The 19,592-nt window shown below is 38.9% G+C and carries 9 protein-coding genes and 1 tRNA gene; 6 read left to right on the forward strand and 4 right to left on the reverse strand.

Annotated elements, in window-relative coordinates:
- Positions 1 to 86: 86 nt before the first annotated feature.
- The gene (locus FLUTA_RS14755) at positions 87 to 12,317 is read right to left on the reverse strand and encodes an FG-GAP-like repeat-containing protein (RefSeq protein WP_083800567.1); all 12,231 of its coding nucleotides are present in this window, start codon (positions 12,315 to 12,317) and stop codon (positions 87 to 89) included.
- Positions 12,318 to 12,561: 244 nt separating this feature from the next.
- On the opposite strand from FLUTA_RS14755, the gene FLUTA_RS14760 reads away from it, so the two are divergent.
- Positions 12,562 to 13,038, forward strand: a complete 477-nt coding sequence (locus tag FLUTA_RS14760; RefSeq protein WP_013687694.1) for an acyl-CoA thioesterase — start codon at positions 12,562 to 12,564, stop codon at positions 13,036 to 13,038.
- Between the two features lie 107 nt (positions 13,039 to 13,145).
- On the opposite strand, the gene FLUTA_RS14765 is transcribed toward FLUTA_RS14760, so the two are convergent.
- Both FLUTA_RS14765 and FLUTA_RS14770 read right to left on the reverse strand, forming a co-directional pair.
- Entirely contained in the window at positions 13,146 to 13,652 is a 507-nt protein-coding gene (locus FLUTA_RS14765; RefSeq protein ID WP_013687695.1) for a hypothetical protein, read from the reverse strand.
- A 104-nt stretch (positions 13,653 to 13,756) separates the two neighbouring features.
- Positions 13,757 to 14,209, reverse strand: coding sequence for a response regulator (locus tag FLUTA_RS14770; RefSeq protein ID WP_013687696.1), 453 nt, complete (start codon positions 14,207 to 14,209; stop codon positions 13,757 to 13,759).
- 475 nt (positions 14,210 to 14,684) lie between these two features.
- Between FLUTA_RS14770 and FLUTA_RS14775 the strand changes: the two genes are divergently transcribed.
- The 3 genes from FLUTA_RS14775 to FLUTA_RS14785 all read left to right on the forward strand — a co-directional run bounded on the left by FLUTA_RS14775 (position 14,685) and on the right by FLUTA_RS14785 (position 17,960).
- Positions 14,685 to 14,757: transfer RNA gene (locus FLUTA_RS14775), tRNA-Lys, on the forward strand.
- Positions 14,758 to 15,072: 315 nt separating this feature from the next.
- Positions 15,073 to 16,335 carry a site-specific integrase gene (locus FLUTA_RS14780; RefSeq protein ID WP_013687697.1) on the forward strand — a complete coding sequence of 421 codons (1,263 nt, stop codon included), beginning with the start codon at positions 15,073 to 15,075 and terminating at the stop codon, positions 16,333 to 16,335.
- A 119-nt stretch (positions 16,336 to 16,454) separates the two neighbouring features.
- A complete protein-coding gene (locus FLUTA_RS14785; RefSeq protein ID WP_013687698.1) occupies positions 16,455 to 17,960 on the forward strand; it encodes a hypothetical protein in 1,506 nt (501 codons plus the stop codon).
- Here the strand turns inward: FLUTA_RS14785 and FLUTA_RS21615 are convergent, their stop codons facing one another.
- Positions 17,961 to 18,125 (reverse strand): hypothetical protein, encoded by a 165-nt coding sequence (locus FLUTA_RS21615; protein ID WP_169312089.1) that lies wholly within the window; start codon positions 18,123 to 18,125, stop codon positions 17,961 to 17,963. It abuts the gene before it with no gap.
- 354 nt (positions 18,126 to 18,479) lie between these two features.
- Between FLUTA_RS21615 and FLUTA_RS14790 the strand changes: the two genes are divergently transcribed.
- Positions 18,480 to 18,776 (forward strand): helix-turn-helix domain-containing protein, encoded by a 297-nt coding sequence (locus tag FLUTA_RS14790; protein WP_013687699.1) that lies wholly within the window; start codon positions 18,480 to 18,482, stop codon positions 18,774 to 18,776.
- A gap of 31 nt (positions 18,777 to 18,807) precedes the next feature.
- Complete coding sequence (locus tag FLUTA_RS14795; RefSeq protein WP_013687700.1) at positions 18,808 to 19,590, forward strand: hypothetical protein; 783 nt, start codon at positions 18,808 to 18,810, stop codon at positions 19,588 to 19,590.
- Positions 19,591 to 19,592 lie beyond the last annotated feature (2 nt).

Consider the following 19,592-nt stretch of genomic DNA (forward strand, 5'->3'; position numbering starts at 1 on the left):
ATCTAAATAATTGTAACGAATTGAATAAGTAACAGAAATAGTTGTTAACAAAAAAGCCCGACGAAAATTGTGTCGGGCTTTTGTTTTTAATGGTTTATAACCAAAGGCATTCGATCATGGATTTCATTTTCTCCATTAATTTCTATGTAGTAAACTCCATTTGAATAATCCGTTAAATTGAAATTCAAGTTAAAGATACCTGAGTAAGATTCATTAAAGATCATTTTACCTTGAGCATCGTAAATGATGATTTTCTCAATCGGTGTGCCTGTCGAAGTTACTTGGAACATACCAATGTTTGGATTCGGGAATAATGAGAAGTAACTAATTTCATTTTCATTAATTCCAGCACAATCATTTACTTCGATGGTTGTTTGAGCGTCATTTGCACATCCGTTTAAATCCATGTATGTATAAGTAACAATGGATGGTCCTAATAATGCTGAAGAAGGAGTGAAGATGTTATTTACAATTCCATTTCCAACATAATTACCTCCAGCTGGAGAACCATTAGACATGGTGAATGGGGCTGCAGTTGTACACATTGCTCCAAATGGATCAACAGTAACAGTAGGTAAAGTATTCACAACTACTGGAACTACTGTTGAGGAGGAAGTACATCCGTAAACATTTGAAACACTTACCCAGTAATTTCCAGATGTTGTAATTCCTAAAACAGCTCCAACATAACCTGTGTTCCAGGTATTTGTTCCAGAACCAGAAGTAAACAAGAATAACTCTTCACCTTCACAAATAGTGGTAGAACCACTAGGTGTAATTACTGGTGCGGCAGGTGCAGGATTCACATTTACTACTACAGCAGCAGATGGCTGAGAAGGACATGATGTTTGATTTCCTGTTACAGTAATAGGACCTGAAGTGGATACGACGATTGACTGTGTAGTTGCTCCTGTGCTCCAAGTACTGTTTGGATCTGAGGATGTCAAAGTAACACTAGATCCTTCACAGATTGTTGTTGATCCAGAAGCTGAAATAGTTGGTATCGGGGAAACTGGAATCACCGTTACTGTAATTGGGCTACTTGTTGCTGAACAACCGTTTCCATTTGTAAATGTCACTGTATAAGTTCCACTAACAGTTGCATTGATGTTTTGTGTCAAAGGGCCATTAGACCATTCGTTTCCACTTGTTGCAGATGAGGTTAAGGTAACAAAAGAACCTTGACAAATGGTAGTTGCTCCTCCAGCAGTAATTGATGGAGCAGGAGGATTTGAGAACACAGTCACAACAACTGGTAAGGATGATGGTGATGCACATCCATTTCCATCGATGAATATTACCGAATGTACTCCACCAGTAGTTACCGTGATGTCTTGGGTTTGAAGGCTGTTCGACCAAGAGTTTCCACTAGTAGCAGATGATGTCAAAGTAACAGATCCACCTGCACAGAATGTTGTTGGTCCGCTTGCAGTAATAATTGGTGCTGCAGGGGTTGCAAAAACTGTCACATTTATTGGTGCAGATTGTGGAGATACACAACCGTTTACATCCGTATGAGTAACTGTATAAGTTCCGTTTGTACTAACTGTTATTGATGGTGATGTTGATCCTCCATTCCAAAGGTTACCAGTTCCAAATGAAGAACTTAACATCACTGAACCACCATTACAGAATGAAGTTGGTCCGTTTGCACTAATAACTGGTGCTGCAGGAATAGGATTTACAGTTACAACTGTTGTTGGAGATGGAGGAGATACACATCCGTTTCCATCTGTTACTGTCACGAAGTAATTACCAGCAGTAGAGACTACAATTGATTGTGTATTATCAGTTGTATTCCACAAGTTACCTCCTGTAGAAGAAGATGTCAATGTTACAGAGCTACCATTACAGATTGATTCCGTTGTACCAGTTACAATTGTTGGAGCTGGAGGCAATGAGTTAACAGTTATCGTTTTTGGTGCAGATGCCCCAGAACTACAACCTGCTTGTATAACTTGAACGGTATAGGTACCAGATGTCGTTATAGTAATAGATTGATTCGTAGAACTATTTGACCAATTATTATTCGTTGCAGAAGATGAAGTTAATGTAACAGATCCGCCCGCACAGAAAGTCGTTGGTCCGCTAGCAGTAATTGTTGGAACTGCTGGAATTGGATTTACAACGACGCTGATTGGAGTAGAACTAGGTGAAGTACAGCCAAGAAGCGTTTGTGTAACAGTATAAGAACCACTTGCTGTAACATTAATTGAAGCTGTAGTTTCACTTGTAGACCATTGAATGTTTGGTGGGCTCACTGAAGATGTTAAAGTTACAGATCCACCCACACAGAACGTAGTTGGTCCTCCAGCAGTAACAACTGGTGTAGCAGGAATCGGATTAACTGTAAGATTCACAGGAGCAGAAGCTGCTGATGTACATCCCAATAATGTTTGTGTAACAGTATAAGAACCAGAAGTTGTAGCTGTAATTGAAGCTGTAAAAGGTCCTGAAGACCATTCATTTCCTGTTGAAGCAGAAGAAGTCAACACAACTGAATTTCCTGCGCAGAAAGTAGTTGGTCCGCCAGCTGTAATTGTTGGTGTTGCTGGAATCGGATTTACAGTTACATTAATCACATTTGAGTTAGCTGAAGAACAAGGGCCATCTACTACTTTCACAAAGTAAGTACCACTTGCCGATACTGTAATAGATTGAGTTATATCACCTGTCGACCAAAGATTACCAGTTGCTGATGTTGAAGTTAAAGTAATCGTGTTTCCTGCACAAAAAGTAGTTGCTCCACTTGCTGTAATGGATGGAGTAGCAGGAGTTGGATTTACAGTCACAGAAACTGAAGTCGAAGCAGGAGAAGTACATCCCAAGATAGTTTGAGTTACGGTATAAACACCCGTTGAAGTAACGGTTATCGCTGCTGAAGTTTGAGTCGTTGACCAAATATTTCCACTGGAAGCAGAAGAAGTCAATACAACCGATCCCCCTGCCGAACAAAATGTTGTTGGTCCACCCGCGGTAATTGTTGGAGTAGGAGGAATTGCGTTTACAGTGACGTTAATCACATTTGAGTTAGTAGAGGAACAAGGGCCATCTACAACTTTTACAAAGTAAGATCCACTAGCAAGAACAGTGATTGATTGAGTAGTTAAACCATTCGACCATAGATTGTTTACAGCAGAAGAGGAAGTTAAGATCACTGAATCCCCAGCACAGAAAGTTGTTGGTCCACCCGCAGAAATAGTTGGAGTAACAGGAGTTGGATTTACCGTCACAGAAACTGGTGCCGAAGCAGGAGAAGTACATCCCAAGATAGTTTGAGTTACGGTATAAACACCCGTTGAAGTAACGGTTATCGCTGCTGAAGTTTGAGTCGTTGACCAAATATTTCCACTGGAAGCAGAAGAAGTCAATACGACAGATCCACCTGCCGAACAGAATGTTGTTGGTCCACCTGCAGTAATTGTTGGAGTAGGAGGAATTGCATTTACAGTTACATTAATAGTATTTGAATTTACGGTAGAACACGTTCCGTTATTCACATGTACATTATAAGACCCACTTGCAAGTACAGTAATTGATTGAGTAGTCAAACCATTCGACCAAATATTATTTGTAGCAGAAGAGGAAGTTAAGATCACTGAATCCCCAGCACAGAAAGTCGTTGGTCCACCCGCTGAAATAGTTGGAGTAGCAGGAGTTGGATTTACAGTCACAGAAACTGATGCCGAAGCAGGAGAAGTACATCCCAAGATAGTTTGAGTTACGGTATAAACTCCAGTTGTAGTAACAGTTATTGCTGGCGATGTTTGAGTCGTTGACCAAATATTTCCACTGGAAGCAGAAGAAGTCAATACGACCGATCCACCTGCCGAACAGAATGTTGTTGGTCCACCTGCAGTAATTGTTGGAGTAGGAGGAATTGCATTTACAGTTACATTAATAGTATTTGAATTTACGGTAGAACACGTTCCGTTATTCACATGTACATTATAAGACCCACTTGCAAGTACAGTAATTGATTGAGTAGTCAAACCATTCGACCAAATATTATTTGTAGCAGAAGAGGAAGTTAAGATCACAGAATCACCCGCGCAGAAAGTCGTTGGTCCACCCGCTGAAATAGTTGGAGTAGCAGGAGTTGGATTTACTGTCACAGAAACTGATGCCGAAGCAGGAGAAGTACATCCCAAGATAGTTTGAGTTACGGTATAAACTCCAGTTGTAGTAACAGTTATTACTGGCGATGTTTGAGTCGTTGACCAAATATTTCCACTGGAAGCAGAAGAAGTCAATACGACCGATCCACCTGCCGAACAGAATGTTGTTGGTCCACCCGCAGTAATTGTTGGAGTAGGAGGAATTGCGTTTACAGTTACATTAATAGTATTTGAATTTACGGTAGAACACGTCCCGTTATCCACATGAACATTATAAGACCCACTTGCAAGCACAGTAATTGATTGAGTAGTCAAACCATTCGACCAAATATTATTTGTAGCAGAAGAGGAAGTTAAGATCACAGAATCACCCGCGCAGAAAGTCGTTGGTCCACCCGCTGAAATAGTTGGAGTAGCAGGAGTTGGATTTACAGTCACAGAAACTGGTGCCGAAGCAGGAGAAGTACATCCCAATAAAGTTTGAGTTACGGTATAAACTCCTGTTGATGTAATCGTTATTGCCGGCGATGTTTGAGTCGTTGACCAAATATTTCCACTGGAAGCAGAAGAAGTTAATACAACTGATCCACCTGCCGAACAGAATGTTGTTGGTCCACCCGCAGTAATTGTTGGAGTAGGAGGAATTGCGTTTACAGTAACGATTGTCGGCGCACTAGATAAGCTCGTACAGCCTGTTGCGTTTGTTACCTGAACGGAATAAGAACCTGAAGTTGTAGCAGAAATGGATGAAGTTGTTTCTAGATTAGGAGACCATAAGTAAGTTGTTCCAGGTGATGCAGTTAAAGTCACCGAACCTCCCGCACAGAAAGTGATTGGTCCACCAGCAGTTATTGTTGGTGTTGCAGGTAAAGCATTCACCGTTATTGTTACTGGAGAACTAGCAGGACTAATACATCCATTCGCATCGATTACTTTAACCGTTTTAGGTCCTGAAGTAGTAACGACAATAGATGAAGTTGTTTCTGTAGTTGACCATTCGTATGAGTTTCCAGAGCTAGAAGTAAGTGTTACAGAGCCTCCATCACAGAATGTAGTTGGCCCTCCAGCTGTAATAGTAGGCGCAGTTGGTAAAGGGTTGACAGTTATTGTTACACCTAAGCTTACTGCACTTGAGCATCCCGCAGCATTTGTGACTTCTACTGTATAAATTCCAGAAGTTGTAACGTTAATTGATTGAGAAAACAGTCCATTTGACCATAAGTAAGTTACTCCTGGACTTGCTGTTAAAGTTACAGATCCGCCTGCACAGAACGTAGTTGGTCCACTTGGTGTAATTGTTGGGGTAGCAGGCAATGCATTCTCAGTAATTGTTGTAGCTGCACTCGGTAAGCTTAGACAGCCATTTGCATCACCAACTTGAACCGTTTTAGGTCCTGAAGTTGTTGCTAGAATAGATTGAGTTGTTTCTCCGTCTGGTGACCACAAATAAGAAGTGCCAATACTTGAAGTTAAGGCAACAGATCCACCATCACAGAAAGTAGTTGATCCGCCTGCAGTTATTGTTGGAGTAGCTGGCAAGGCATTTACAGTTACTACAACTGGTGCGCTTGGTGCGCTTGTACATCCACCTGCATTGGTCACTTGAACAGTATAAGAACCAGAAGCAGTAACGCTATTTGTTTGTGTTGTAGGTAAAGTTGGAGTCCAAGTGTAAGTTGTTCCAGTACTTGAAGTTAATGTAACGGATCCTCCTGCACAGAAAGTGGTTGATCCACCCGCAGTAATGGTTGGTGTAGGAGGAATTGTATTTACGGTAACAACTGTAGGTGCACTAGATAAGCTAGTACATCCAGCGGTATTTGTTACCTGAACAGAGTAAGATCCTGAGTTTGAAACGGAAATAGATGAAGTTGTTTCTCCATTAGGAGACCATAAGTAAGTTGTTCCAAGGGATGCTGTTAAAGTAACTGATCCACCCACGCAGAAAGTAGTTGATCCACTAGCTGTAATGGTTGGAGGAGTTGGTAAAGCATCTACTGTAACTGTTGTAGCTGCACTTGGTAAGCTTAGACAGCCATTTGCATCACCAACTTGAACCGTTTTAGGTCCTGAAGTTGTTGCTAGAATAGATTGAGTTGTTTCTCCGTCTGGTGACCACAAATAAGAAGTTCCCGCACTTGAAGTTAAAGTAACTGAACCACCTGCACAGAATGTAGTTGCTCCACCTGAAGTAATAGTTGGAGCAATTGGTAAAGGATTTACAGTTACTACAACTGGTGCACTTAATGGACTTGAACATCCTGAAGCATTTGTCACTTGAACAGTATAAGAACCAGAAGCAGTAACGCTATTTGTTTGTGTTGCAGGTAAAGTTGGAGTCCAAGTGTAAGTTGTTCCAGCACTTGAAGTTAAATTGACAGAACCACCCGCACAGAAAGTAGTTGGTCCACCAGGAGTAATAGTTGGGGTTGCTGGCAACGCATTTACAGTTACTACAACTGGAGCACTTGCAGTACTCAAACAGCCTGCAGCATTGGTTACTTGAACGGTATAAGAACCAGAAGTCGTAATGTTATTTGTTTGTGTTGTAGGTAAAACTGGAGACCAAACATAAGTTGTTCCCGCACTTGAAGTTAAAGTAACTGAACCGCCAGTACAGAATGAAATTGGTCCACCTGCTGTAATTGTTGGAGTTGCTGGAGCAGCATTTACAGTTACTACAACTGGAGTACTTGCAGGACTTAAACATCCTGCAGCATTGGTTACTTGAACAGTATATGAACCAGAAGTAGTTACAGTATTTGTTTGTGTTGGACCTCCAGAAGGAGACCAGCTATAAGTAGTTCCAGGACTTGAAGTTAATACTACAGAACCACCCGCACAGAAAGTAGTTGTTCCACCAGGAGTAATGGTTGGAGCTGTTGGCAATGCATTTACAGTTACTACAACTGGAGCACTAGCAGCACTCAAACATCCCGCAGCATTTGTTGTTTGTACGGTATAAGAACCAGAAGCAGTAACGTTATTTGTTTGTGTTGCAGGTAAAGTTGGAGTCCAAGTGTAAGTTGTTCCAGCACTTGAAGTTAAAGTAACAGAACCACCCGTACAGAAAGTAGTTGGTCCACTAGGAGTAATAGTTGGAGTTGCTGGAGCAGCATTCACAGTTACTACAACTGGAGTACTTGCAGGACTTAAACATCCTGCAGCATTGGTTACTTGAACAGTATATGAACCAGAAGCAGTAACGCTATTTGTTTGTGTTGTAGGTAAAGTTGGAGTCCAAACATAAGTTGTTCCAGCACTTGAAGTTAAAGTAACTGAACCACCCGCACAGAATGTAGTTGCTCCACCAGGAGTAATGGTTGGAGCTATTGGCAATGCATTTACAGTTACTACAACTGGAGCACTAGCAGCACTCAAACATCCCGCAGCATTAGTTGTTTGTACGGTATAAGAACCAGAAGCAGTAACGCTATTTGTTTGTGTTGTAGGTAAAGTTGGAGTCCAAACATAAGTTGTTCCAGCACTTGAAGTTAAATTAACAGAACCGCCCGCACAGAATGTTGTTGCACTTCCAGCAGTAATCGTTGGTGTAGTTGGTAGTGCATTTACTGTAACAACAGTTGGAGCACTCGGAGCACTCAAACATCCCGCAGCATTTGTTGTTTGTACGGTATATGAACCAGAAGCAGTAACGCTATTTGTTTGTGTTGCAGGTAAAGTTGGAGTCCAAACATAAGTTGTTCCAACACTTGAAGTTAAAGTAACAGAACCACCCGTACAGAAAGTAGTTGGTCCACCAGGAGTAATAGTTGGAGTAGTAGGCAATGCATTTACAGTTACTACAACTGGAGCACTTGCAGGACTTAAACATCCTGCAGCATTGGTTACTTGAACGGTATAAGAACCAGAAGCAGTAACGCTATTTGTTTGTGTTGTAGGTAAAGTTGGAGTCCAAACATAAGTTGTTCCCGCACTTGAAGTTAAAGTAACAGAACCACCCGCACAGAAAGTAGTTGGTCCACCAGGAGTAATGGTTGGAGCTGTTGGCAATGCATTTACAGTTACTACAACTGGAGTACTTGCAGCACTCAAACATCCCGCAGCATTAGTTGTTTGTACGGTATAAGAACCAGAAGCAGTAACGCTATTTGTTTGTGTTGCAGGTAAAGTTGGAGTCCAAGTGTAAGTTGTTCCAGCACTTGAAGTTAATACTACAGAACCACCCGCACAGAAAGTAGTTGGTCCACCAGGAGTAATGGTTGGAGCAGTTGGCAATGCATTTACAGTTACTACAACTGGAGTACTAGCAGCACTCAAACATCCCGCAGCATTAGTTGTTTGTACGGTATATGAACCAGAAGCAGTAACGCTATTTGTTTGTGTTGTAGGTAAAGTTGGAGTCCAAACGTAAGTAGTTCCAGGACTTGAAGTTAAAGTAACAGAACCACCCGCACAGAAAGTGGTTGGTCCACCAGGAGTAATGGTTGGAGCTGTTGGCAATGCATTTACAGTTACTACAACTGGAGCACTAGCAGCACTCAAACATCCCGCAGCATTAGTTGTTTGTACGGTATAAGAACCAGAAGCAGTAACGCTATTTGTTTGTGTTGCAGGTAAAGTTGGAGACCAAGTGTAAGTTGTTCCAGCACTTGAAGTTAAATTAACAGAACCGCCCGCACAGAATGTTGTTGCACTTCCAGCAGTAATCGTTGGTGTAGTTGGTAGTGCATTTACTGTAACTACAGTTGGAGCACTCGGAGCACTCAAACATCCCGCAGCATTTGTTGTTTGTACGGTATATGAACCAGAAGCAGTAACGCTATTTGTTTGTGTTGTAGGTAAAACTGGAGACCAAGTGTAAGTTGTTCCAGCACTTGAAGTTAAATTGACAGAACCGCCCGCACAGAATGTTGTTGCACTTCCAGCAGTAATCGTTGGTGTAGTTGGTAATGCATTTACCGTAACAACAGTTGGAGCACTCGGAGCACTCAAACATCCTGCTGCATTGGTCACTTGAACTGAATAAGATCCAGATGTTGTGATATTGTTTGTCTGAGTTGTTGGGAGGGTTGGAGTCCAAACGTAAGATGTTCCCGCACTTGAAGTTAAATTAACAGAACCGCCCGCACAGAATGTTGTTGCACTTCCAGCAGTAATTGTTGGAGTAGCTGGAGTTGTAGCCATGGTTACTGTCACAGCAACCGAGTTTGCAGAAGCACAAGATCCGTTATCTAAATGTACGAAGTAAGTTCCTGCAGCATTCACAACTATGGACTGTGTAGAAGGACCATTCGACCAAATATTATTTGTTGCAGAAGATGAAGTAAGAGTAACTGTTCCTCCTGGACATAATACAATTGGTCCGGCAGGTGAGATAGTTGGCGTTGGTAAGTTTGCAGCAAGAGTTACAACAATTGAGTTTGATTGTAAAGGAGGACAAACCCCAACCGTATTGGTGACGAAATAAGTTCCTCCGGCAGATACGGTAATGTCTTGAGTGGTTGCACCACCTGGTGACCAAGAAAGATTTGTTGGAATATCCGAATGCAAAATAACAGAACCACCCGCACAGAAAGTTGTTGGGCCGATAGCTGTGATAACAGGAGTTTGACTTACTGTTAAAACAATAGGTGTCGACTGCGGCGAAGTACAACCAGCAGTTGTATAAGTAACAGTGTATGAACCTGAAATGGATGCAAGATACGTTTGGTTAGTAGCACCTGAAATAAGTGTTCCATTTCGGTACCATTGGTTTCCTGTTGCTTGCGAAGAACTTAAAGTAACGGTGTTTCCTTGACAAATCGTTGTTCCTCCAGGATGAGTAACTGTTGGAGCAGAAGGTCCAGGAGATACCGTTACGGAAATGCTGTTTGAATTACTTGAGCACCAGTCACTCCAAGAAGAAGAAGTCGTTACGTAATAATTACCTGTAGCAGTTGCACTGATTGCTTGGGTTGTTTCTGAATTTGGATCCCAATCATACCACAAAGCAGGAGTAGAGGTAAGTGTTACAGAATTTCCATTACAGAAAGTCAATGGGCCACCAGCAGTGATTTTTGGAGTTTTGTTGAAGTGGATATTAAATGAGTTACTTATTTCATTTACTACAGCAAGATCAATTCTTCCATCTCCGTCAAAATCTCCTGCAGCTACATCTGCTGCTCCTATCTCTGCAGCAAAGGTTCTGGGACCATTTGTTAACGTATAGATTGCATTTGTTCCAGTTAAACTAGCTATTGAAACAACTAGTTGAGCTGATTGACCAGTAGGAGAATATACAGCTGCAACATCTTGACGGCCATCACTATTAATATCTAGAATGGTTAATCCTCTTCCTATGTTACTTCCAGAGCCAACTGTTGCACCAAGTGTTCCAAGCGCTCCAGTTCCGTTTACGTTATATATTTTAGTAATTCCACTTGAATGTGTAAAAATCAAATCGAAGTCAGCATCACCATCTAAGTCCGTAGCTTCTAAAGCAGTAATATTGGATATTGCTACAGTTCCAATATTTCCAGAGTTAGTCAATGTACCTGTACCATCATTGGTAAATTTCATTAATACAGAACTTGTAGCATTATGCCCTATTACTATATCTTTGTCCCCATCTGCATCTCTATCAAAAATGGCAATTGCAGCAGCAGATGCATTGGTGGTATAATTGACAGCAGTATTATAGCTAGTTGCACCACTTGATAAAAGAACAGAAATTGATCCTGTAGTCTGATTTGCTACTACTAAATCAGGAAATGCATCTGCATTTAAAGTTCCGATTCGAACTTGAATTGGACCTGTTTGAACACTTAGATTTGTTGCAGCAGAAAACGCGCCAGAACCATTTCCGTAGAAAATAGAAATATTATTTGATCCAAAATTGGCAGTAATGACATCCATATCACCATCGCCATCCAAATCTCCAGAAATGATTGATGAAGGAGTAGTTCCTGTTGTAAAAGTCCCCGAAGATGTAAATCCACCAGTCCCATTACCTAAAAAAAGTTGGAAATTATTATCAGCTGAGTTAGCTACAATTAAATCTTTCTTTCCATCACCATTAAAATCATTCGAAGAAATACTTTTTGGTGTATTACCTGTGGCATGAATATCTGGTAAAATGTAATTATTCGTTCCATTTCCTAAATATGAATTTACAAATGAACCTGTAATTTGACAAGTGATGATATCTGGATGAGAATCTAAATTGAAATTATCAATAACCAAAAGTCGAGGACCTCCAGGACATTGAGTTGTTTGATTCAAGGTTAATATTCCAGTTGCACTTCCATAAAAAATAGACATTGAACATCCTAAATTATTGACAACTGCAAAATCTTTATTCCCATCTCCATTGAAATCTGTGTATTCAATTCCTTCAGGGCCATTTCCAGTAGAGTAATTTGTAGCCACCCCTAGGACAGCCGCCCCATTGTTTTTCTTAACAGAAATGGTGTTTGATGATTTATTTGTATTTACTACATCCAAATCAGCATCATTGTCTACATCACATAAGGTCAAAGAGAAGGGACCTGATCCAGCTAAAGACAAAACTGCTGTAGCAAAAGTTCCTAAGGTTCCGGGAGTATTTAGAGATATCCCAATTCCATTAGTACCTGCTGTAACAACATCTAAATGGTTATCTCCATCCATATCACCAAGCCTTAAATCAGATACCATACCTGCAACATTAAAAACTGTTCCTAAACTAAATGTCCCAGGTGCTCCCACACTTCCTAATAATGATACATGTGCATTTCCAGATGAAACAACAATATCACTTGCGCCATCCTCATTAATATCTCCAATAGCTAAGTATTTTGGTAAAGTTATTGTGTAATTGGTGGCAGTGGCGAAAGTTCCATTTCCATTGCCTAAAAGCACTGATACATAGTTAGTTGAATTGCTTGCTATTGCAATATCTAGATTACCATCATTATTAAAATCAGAGCTTAATATATGAGTTGTTTGGGTTCCACCAGTGTTACCACTTATGGGAGCTCCAAATTTTCCATTTCCCAATCCTTTTAAGAAGGAGTAATTAGTTGGTCCTGAGTTATGTGCAACAACAACATCCATAAGACCATCGTTGTCAAAATCTCCTTTTGTCATTCCTCTAGAGTTTCCATTACTCTTAGTAAATGAAATATCGTTCCCCGAACTGAAGCAGCCACTTGGAGTTTGAGACCACGCCGAGGAAACTATCATGGAGAATGATAGGAAATAAAGTAGTTTTTTCATATTCGTATAGTCAAGGTAACAGGAGTATCAGTTCTATGTTTATAGTTCGAAGATAAGTTTTTTTAACAATTAACAGATAACAATAAAGTGTTAAATCATTATTAGCTAAATCGAATTATCCCTTATGTATTAGTTTTCAGTATACTTTTAACGAAAAAAAAATCAAAAGGTTGTATTTTTGTTTAAATTCACACAAAATTAATAGATAATTCAATTAAAACAAACTATTTAGTACATTCGTTTTATGCAAGATAAAATTACCTTTCAGTTTGTAAGTGAGCCAACAGATGTGAATTTTGGTGGTAAAGTTCATGGTGGTGCTGTAATGAAATGGATTGATCAGGCTGCTTATGCATGTGCTTCTACTTGGTCAGAAGGCTATTGCGTAACTGTTTACGTAGGGGGAATTCGCTTTTTCAAACCCATTCATATTGGAAGTTTGGTGAAGATTCAAGCACGCGTTATCTATACAGGGAAATCAAGTATTCATATTGGTGTTGATGTGTTTTCCCGAAAAATGAGTGAGCATAAATACGAAAAGACAACCCATTGTGTGATTGTCTTCGTTTCTGTGGATGAAAATGGAAAGTCTAAACCAACCAATCAATGGATTCCTAATACGGAGCGCGAAACCCAGTTGCAGCAATATGCTATTCGATTAATGGAACTTCGGAAAGATATTGAAGTGGAAATGGGACCTCATTTGAAAGATTTATTCTAAGAAGTTCAAAAGTTCAAAAGTTCAAAAGTTCAAAAGTTCAAAATAGTTTCCTTAAACACCTGCGCTGAAGCTTTAGTGCAAGCATTTTTGATACCTCTGTTCTAGATTTACGATTCTTGAATAAACGTTTTGTATTTTTTTCCATTCCAATAAATGACCAAACTCTTTGTTTCACTTCGAATTACTTGAATTGCAGGATATTTAAGGGTGATTTTGTTTTTATTTCCACCGTTCATAATGTACCTGTTTCTGTAAATGAACCAACGCTTTGCCCAAGATAGGGAAGAGCCCATGTCCGTAGCTGTTCCACAACCAATAACATAGACCAAATTTTTTCCGTTATTGATAATCATAACACCTTTCGTTTTGTCGATTTTATTTTCGACATAAAAGGCAATATCGACCATATTATCTCCCGTAAAGTCGGCTTCAAAATAAAAGGGATTGAATGGTGTTAAAAGCTGATGTTTCTGTGCTATCTCTGATTTTTCCAAAACGGGTAAAACCCACGCAGGAATATTGTTTTGAAGCAAAGTAGTATCCACTTGTGAATGAACGCCATTCGAAAAAGATATGAATCCAATAAATGCGGCAAAAAGTAAATTTGTTTTCATCGTAAGGAGTTTAGTTGTCTTACGAACATATCTAATTTTACAGCGTTAGATTTTTAAAATATTTGAAACACATCAATTGTTTATTCACATGTATAGAATTGCTTCTAATTGATTCGAGGAACATTTAATTGATAGGGAAAATCAGGACTATTTATCGTTTGTTGAATCACCATCAATGAAAGTTCCATCAGCTCATTGTTTTTAAAAATGATTCCATCTGCCCCAGCATCCAAACAAGAACGCAGAATGAACGAATTATTTTCATCAGTTACGATGTAGACTTTAGCCAAAGTAGTTTGTCTTTTAATTTTATCCATTACATCCAATCCAGTTAAATTATTTCCTAAGTTGTAATCCAAGAAAGAAATGGAATGAATTCCAGGTAAATCTGTTAGGAATTCCGCCGAATCAGTATATGTGCTGATTTTGAAATGATTTTGATGCATGGAATAAGCTGTCAATAATTCGCGTTCCAACTGCAATTTATACAAAGTGGTGTAAAACGGGTTATCATCTAATACTTGAATACGTAATCCAAAAAACGGGTACTTTTCCATGATCGTTATTTTTAGTTATTATTCGTTGTTGAAACTATTTCGTATCAACAGGGTGTATTTTAATTTACTTTTCGCGCTGAGTGACCTATAGAAGTATGATTTCCTCGCGGCTGAACGTTTTAGCATGTCAACGCACAACTCTTTTCGAATTTCATACCGAATAAAGTCAAGAAATGTTAAAGCCTAGTTGGGCTGGGAGCTGTAGCGGATAGTTCTCTAATGCCAAAAAGGAAAACTTTTTCATATTGAAAAGAACGATTTTCATATTGGAAAAAGACAGTTGAAAAGGGTTAAAAACAGAAAAGTTGCAAAAGCATCACAAAAAGTTGAATTTAATTTAACCCTATAATTCAACGCATTAGAGGGATTGAATGATTTTTTTACGATTTTTTTCAGAAAAAGTCTTGCGTAAATACAAAAGATACCTATCTTTGCACCCGTCTAACGAATGAGGCAGACACGATTGAAATAGAATGATTCCGTAGCTCAGCTGGTAGAGCAATACACTTTTAATGTATGGGCCCTGGGTTCGAATCCCAGCGGGATCACTAGAAAGCCACCTTCGAGGTGGCTTTTTTCGTTAAAAGCCTCTAAATTTCAAGAAAACCAACACTTTCAGTCTTTTTATCTTGGGTGACAAAAACAAATAAACTCAATTAAATTGAAACTTTTTGTCACCTATTTTGTCACCCATTTTTTCTTTGTTATTTAGGTGACAGAAATTACGCTTACGTCAATGCAGTATTGGGATAGAATGAAATTTAATTGTTTCATTAATCGTGTATCAGGTTCATAATTTCAACTGCTTTTGTCACCTATTTTGAGAGCGAATTCTTAAACATTTTATCGTTAAAGAATTTAATATGAAAAATCAAAAATTAGCCATTAGGGTTAGGCTTAACTTGCAAAAAGGAAAAGACAACAAATTTCCTATCTACATCCGATTTTACGTTGATGGAGTGAAGGCTGAAATTTCAACTCGTCATTTTATTCTTCAGTCACATTGGGATAGTAAAAATGATCGTGTTAAAGCTCTTTGCGCTGAAGCTGCTTTCATCAATGGTTATGTTGAAAGAACCACAAACTTCATTAATCAAGAATTTCTTAAGGCACATTCTTTAGGAAAAGAAACAAGCGCGCTTGAAATTAAAAACAAACTTCAAGGAAAAGAATCAACACCCCAACACAAAACCATCCTCCAGGCATTCGACTATCACAACCTTAAAATGGCAGAAACAGTAAAAGTTGGTAAGGTAGTTCCGAAGACTTTGACTAGGTACCACATTACTCGGAACAAAGTGGCAAACTTCATCAAGCTTCAATTTAAAGCAGCGGACAAGCCTTTGCCTGAAATGCGCTTATCATTCGTAACCGAATTTGAGCATTACCTTTTAACTGTTGAGAAAATCCAATCTAACACCGCTCACAAGTACATTAAGAACTTGAAGAAGATCATGAACATGGCTGTTGGTCTAGACTGGATTCCTTCGAACCCTTTTACGCAGTTCAAGTGTTCTTATACCAGTCCTGATCGTGAGATTTTAAATCAAGATGAATTGAACCTCATCATGAACAAGAAAATGCACACCGCACGTTTGGAAGAAGTGCGTGATGTTTTCATTTTCTGCTGCTATACAGGCTTTGCCTATGCAGATGTATATCAATTCGAAAAAGATGCTGTAATGAAAGGCTTAGATGGTAATTTGTGGTTATCTACCAATCGTCAAAAGACAGGAACCAAAGAGAGTGTTCCATTACTTCCAATTCCCTTGGAAATCTTATCGAAGTACCAGGACCATGAGTATTGCTTGAAATACAACAAGCTCCTTCCAGTGAACAGCAATCAGCGTTACAATTCCTACTTGAAAGAAATTGCTGATTTGTGTGGTATAAAGAAAAAGTTAACCTCGCATATTGCTCGCCATACTTTTGCAACTACCGTAACATTGGCCAACGGTGTTCCCATTGAAACAGTTTCTGCAATGCTTGGTCATAGCAACATACGAACCACTCAGATTTACGCCAAAGTGGTTGAACAAAAAGTAAGTGATGATATGCTAAAATTGAAGTCAATTCTTCAATCAAAAACAACTCAAAAAGAAATGAAAAAAGTGAGCGGCTGTTAGTCGCTCATTTTATTTGCTTCATTTTAACATATATTATTCAATCCATTATGTCACTTTAGCATCTTTCTTCGTTAGTATACAGCTAGATACACCGCTAGTGCAACAACTACAACTGAAAGATGACCTTAACGATTGCCTTTGATGACCTGTTGGTAGAAATTGAATCAGCCTACAATGCGTCAACTTTAAAACGAGATTACTACGAAAACTACCTGAATAATCAGTTAGGGATATGTACATTGGTAAATGTTTTACGTTTCAATCCAGCAGCTGCAGGAATTGATTTTCAAGTGATCGATTCATTTCCGGTGAATCATCCAAAGAGTAAGATTTACATTCGAAATACAGAAAAAGCTCCCATTCCAAAGGAACATTGTCCTGAATTGGAAAAAGTGCTTTTTCAAATTAAAATTGAGCAACACGATTTAGTGGAAATTCAGAAACCGATTAAGCATGCATCTAATACAGTTTTGTTTCTTTCCAATCATCACTGGAGCAATCTCACCAATGAACAATTGATCTTTTTGTATTTCGCATCGAAGTTCCAGGAACTCGAGAAACAATGTTATGCTCAATTGAAATACTCGCTTTCTGAACTCGGAGAAAAACAAGTCAAACGTTCGATTCAAAAATTACAGCGAATACTTGTTGATTGGTCAACTGATTTAATTCAGCTTTTTCACTTGGATCGCTTAACGCGTTCTAGGTCGCAAAAGCTGCAGTATGATCGATACACCTTGTTTTCTCATGGGTATGATTGTTTGGAAAATATTTTAGTTCATTTGGAAAAGCATTACTCAAAGTATTTGGACAAAGATCTTTTCGTTCCATTCAGTGTCATTTCCTCTCGGGTAAATTGCTTGAAACCAAAAGTAGAAAGATTAAAAACAACCATTATCACAAAGAAGTACGATGCAGAATTCAATGAATTGCTTTTCGCTCCTCTGTTCATGATTTCAAACGTTTCTCAAAAGAAAAGAATCACCTATCAACAGCTGATGTTTGTTGAAGTGTTAGTGGAACGCTTGTTTCGATTTTTCTATGATACGAAGAATGAACCAAACAAAATAGAGCAGCTGCACCTTGTCTTACTTAGTCTCAATTACAATTGTCCGAACTATTATGCTTACTTGACTGCGAAAATGAATGAGAGAATAGAAAGCCTGGAGAAGCATGAATTATTGATGCAATTGTTGAAATGGATGAAAGCTGTTAATCAAACAGTGGTCATTGAAGATATTGCTTTCAAACCAAGTAACAAGCCTTTGCGCTATTGGATTGAAAAATGGTTGGAAGAAGAAATTTGGTTTTTGAATGAAACTGAGAAAAGAAATCCAATTGGCCAAGTAAAAACTACCTCATCAGATCCACTTCCAAAAATGGAATTGGATTGTTCGGTAAATGAATTGGCTTTATTGATCAGATTATTTTCTGAAACTGGAATTATTGGTGTGAAAAATCATAAAGTATTGATGCAACAAGTTTCACAGACTTTCCAAACATCAAAGGTTAAAGAGATTTCTCCTAAAAGTTTGTCCAATAAATATTATGAAGCTGACCATACCACGATTGCATCTGTAAAAGGAATCATCATTGATTTGTTGAACCGCTTGAACAGCAAATGATCATACTTGCTGCAGCTGAATAATCTCAACAAGTAAATGAGCAGTTAATCCGGAAAGTTGTTCGATTTCTGAAATGGACAGGGCAAGCAGTTCTTGAACAGTTAAATTGTTCATTGCTGCGAATTCGTCCAATTCGCTACTTGGTTTTTGTTTTGAGTGTGTCATTTTGTTCAAATAAGTAGCGCGGGCCACATGCTACAAGTAATCAGGCACCGCCAAGCGCCCACACCCCAAGTAGGTCCGTACCCGCGCATGCGCAGGCATCAGACTATCCTTTTTGGGGTGTAATTCAAAGTTGGCGGTTTCGATTACCCAAAAAATAGCTTCTGCTACAATTTCTTATTTCAGTTTCAAAGATAGGAAATTCATTTTTAAGCCTATTTCTGAATTGTTACCAAAAAATTTTTAAATCATTTTTTCTAGTGTTTATCTGGGTTTCATTGGGGGTGGATCCACCCCCATCCACCCCCTTTTTTCATTTTTTTAATTTCTCTTTGTTGCAAATCAAAATCAAAAAAAATGGCAGCACAAATTGTAACAATTGAGGACCTTGAACAATTCAAAACAGATCTCATCTCAGAATTGAAAAATCTATTGGATGGTCAGTTCAACGCAACCACCATCAAAAGAGAAGAATCAAAAAAAGTATGGCTCAAGTCACACCAAGTACAACGTATGTTGGGAATCTCTCCAGGAACGCTTCAAACCCTTCGATTAAATGGTACCATTCCATTCACCAAAATCGGCGGAGTCCTTTTCTACGATGAAGAAGACATCAATCGCTTGTTTGAATCGAATATGCGCAACCGGTCTTAATTCAGAACATTCATTGTCATATACTTCGAACATGAACTACATCAAGCACCTTGAGCGCATACATGAGTTGTTCTATGAGGACGAACGCATAACGCCTTATCATATCAGTTTGTATTTGGCTTTATTTCATCAATGGAACGCAGCCAAGTTTCCAGAGCGTTTGAGTATTTCTCGATCGGAAGTGATGCATGCAGCCAAACACGGTTCTGTGAACACTTACACAAAGTGTTTAAAAGAGCTTCATCAGTTCAACTATTTGGAGTATCTACCTTCCAATAATCCATTCATTGGTAGTTTGGTGAACTTGTACAGATTTGATAATAGTAGTGATAATAGTTCGTGTCTCAAAAGTGATAATAGTATGTGTCTCACATCTGATAACACTCGTGATAATGCAAGTGAGATGGAGGTGATACCTTATATAAACAATATAAACATTAATAAACAATATAAACATTTAGAAAGGGCAAAAAATGTTTTGCCCTCCAAAAAATCATCAAAAAACAAAAATGAAAAGACTCTTGAAAGGGTGAGTAATCATTCGCCCAAAAAAGACAAATCGGGATCATTTTCTCCACCAAAACTTGAAGACGTTAATAGCTTCTTCATTGAGAAAAAAGCGCCAGAAATTGAAGCTCAAAAGTTTTTTAACCATTTCGAATCCAACGGTTGGCTTGTCAGTGGAAAAACTCCCATGAAAAATTGGCAAGCAGCTGCTCGGAACTGGATGATCAATTCGAAGAAATTCAATCCGCCATCACCAGGACAAATTCTTAGTTCAGAAGAAAACAAATCTTATAACATTCCCTTGTAGTC

It is taken from the genome of Fluviicola taffensis DSM 16823, from assembly GCF_000194605.1.
Taxonomy (GTDB): Bacteria; Bacteroidota; Bacteroidia; order Flavobacteriales_D; family Crocinitomicaceae; genus Fluviicola; species Fluviicola taffensis.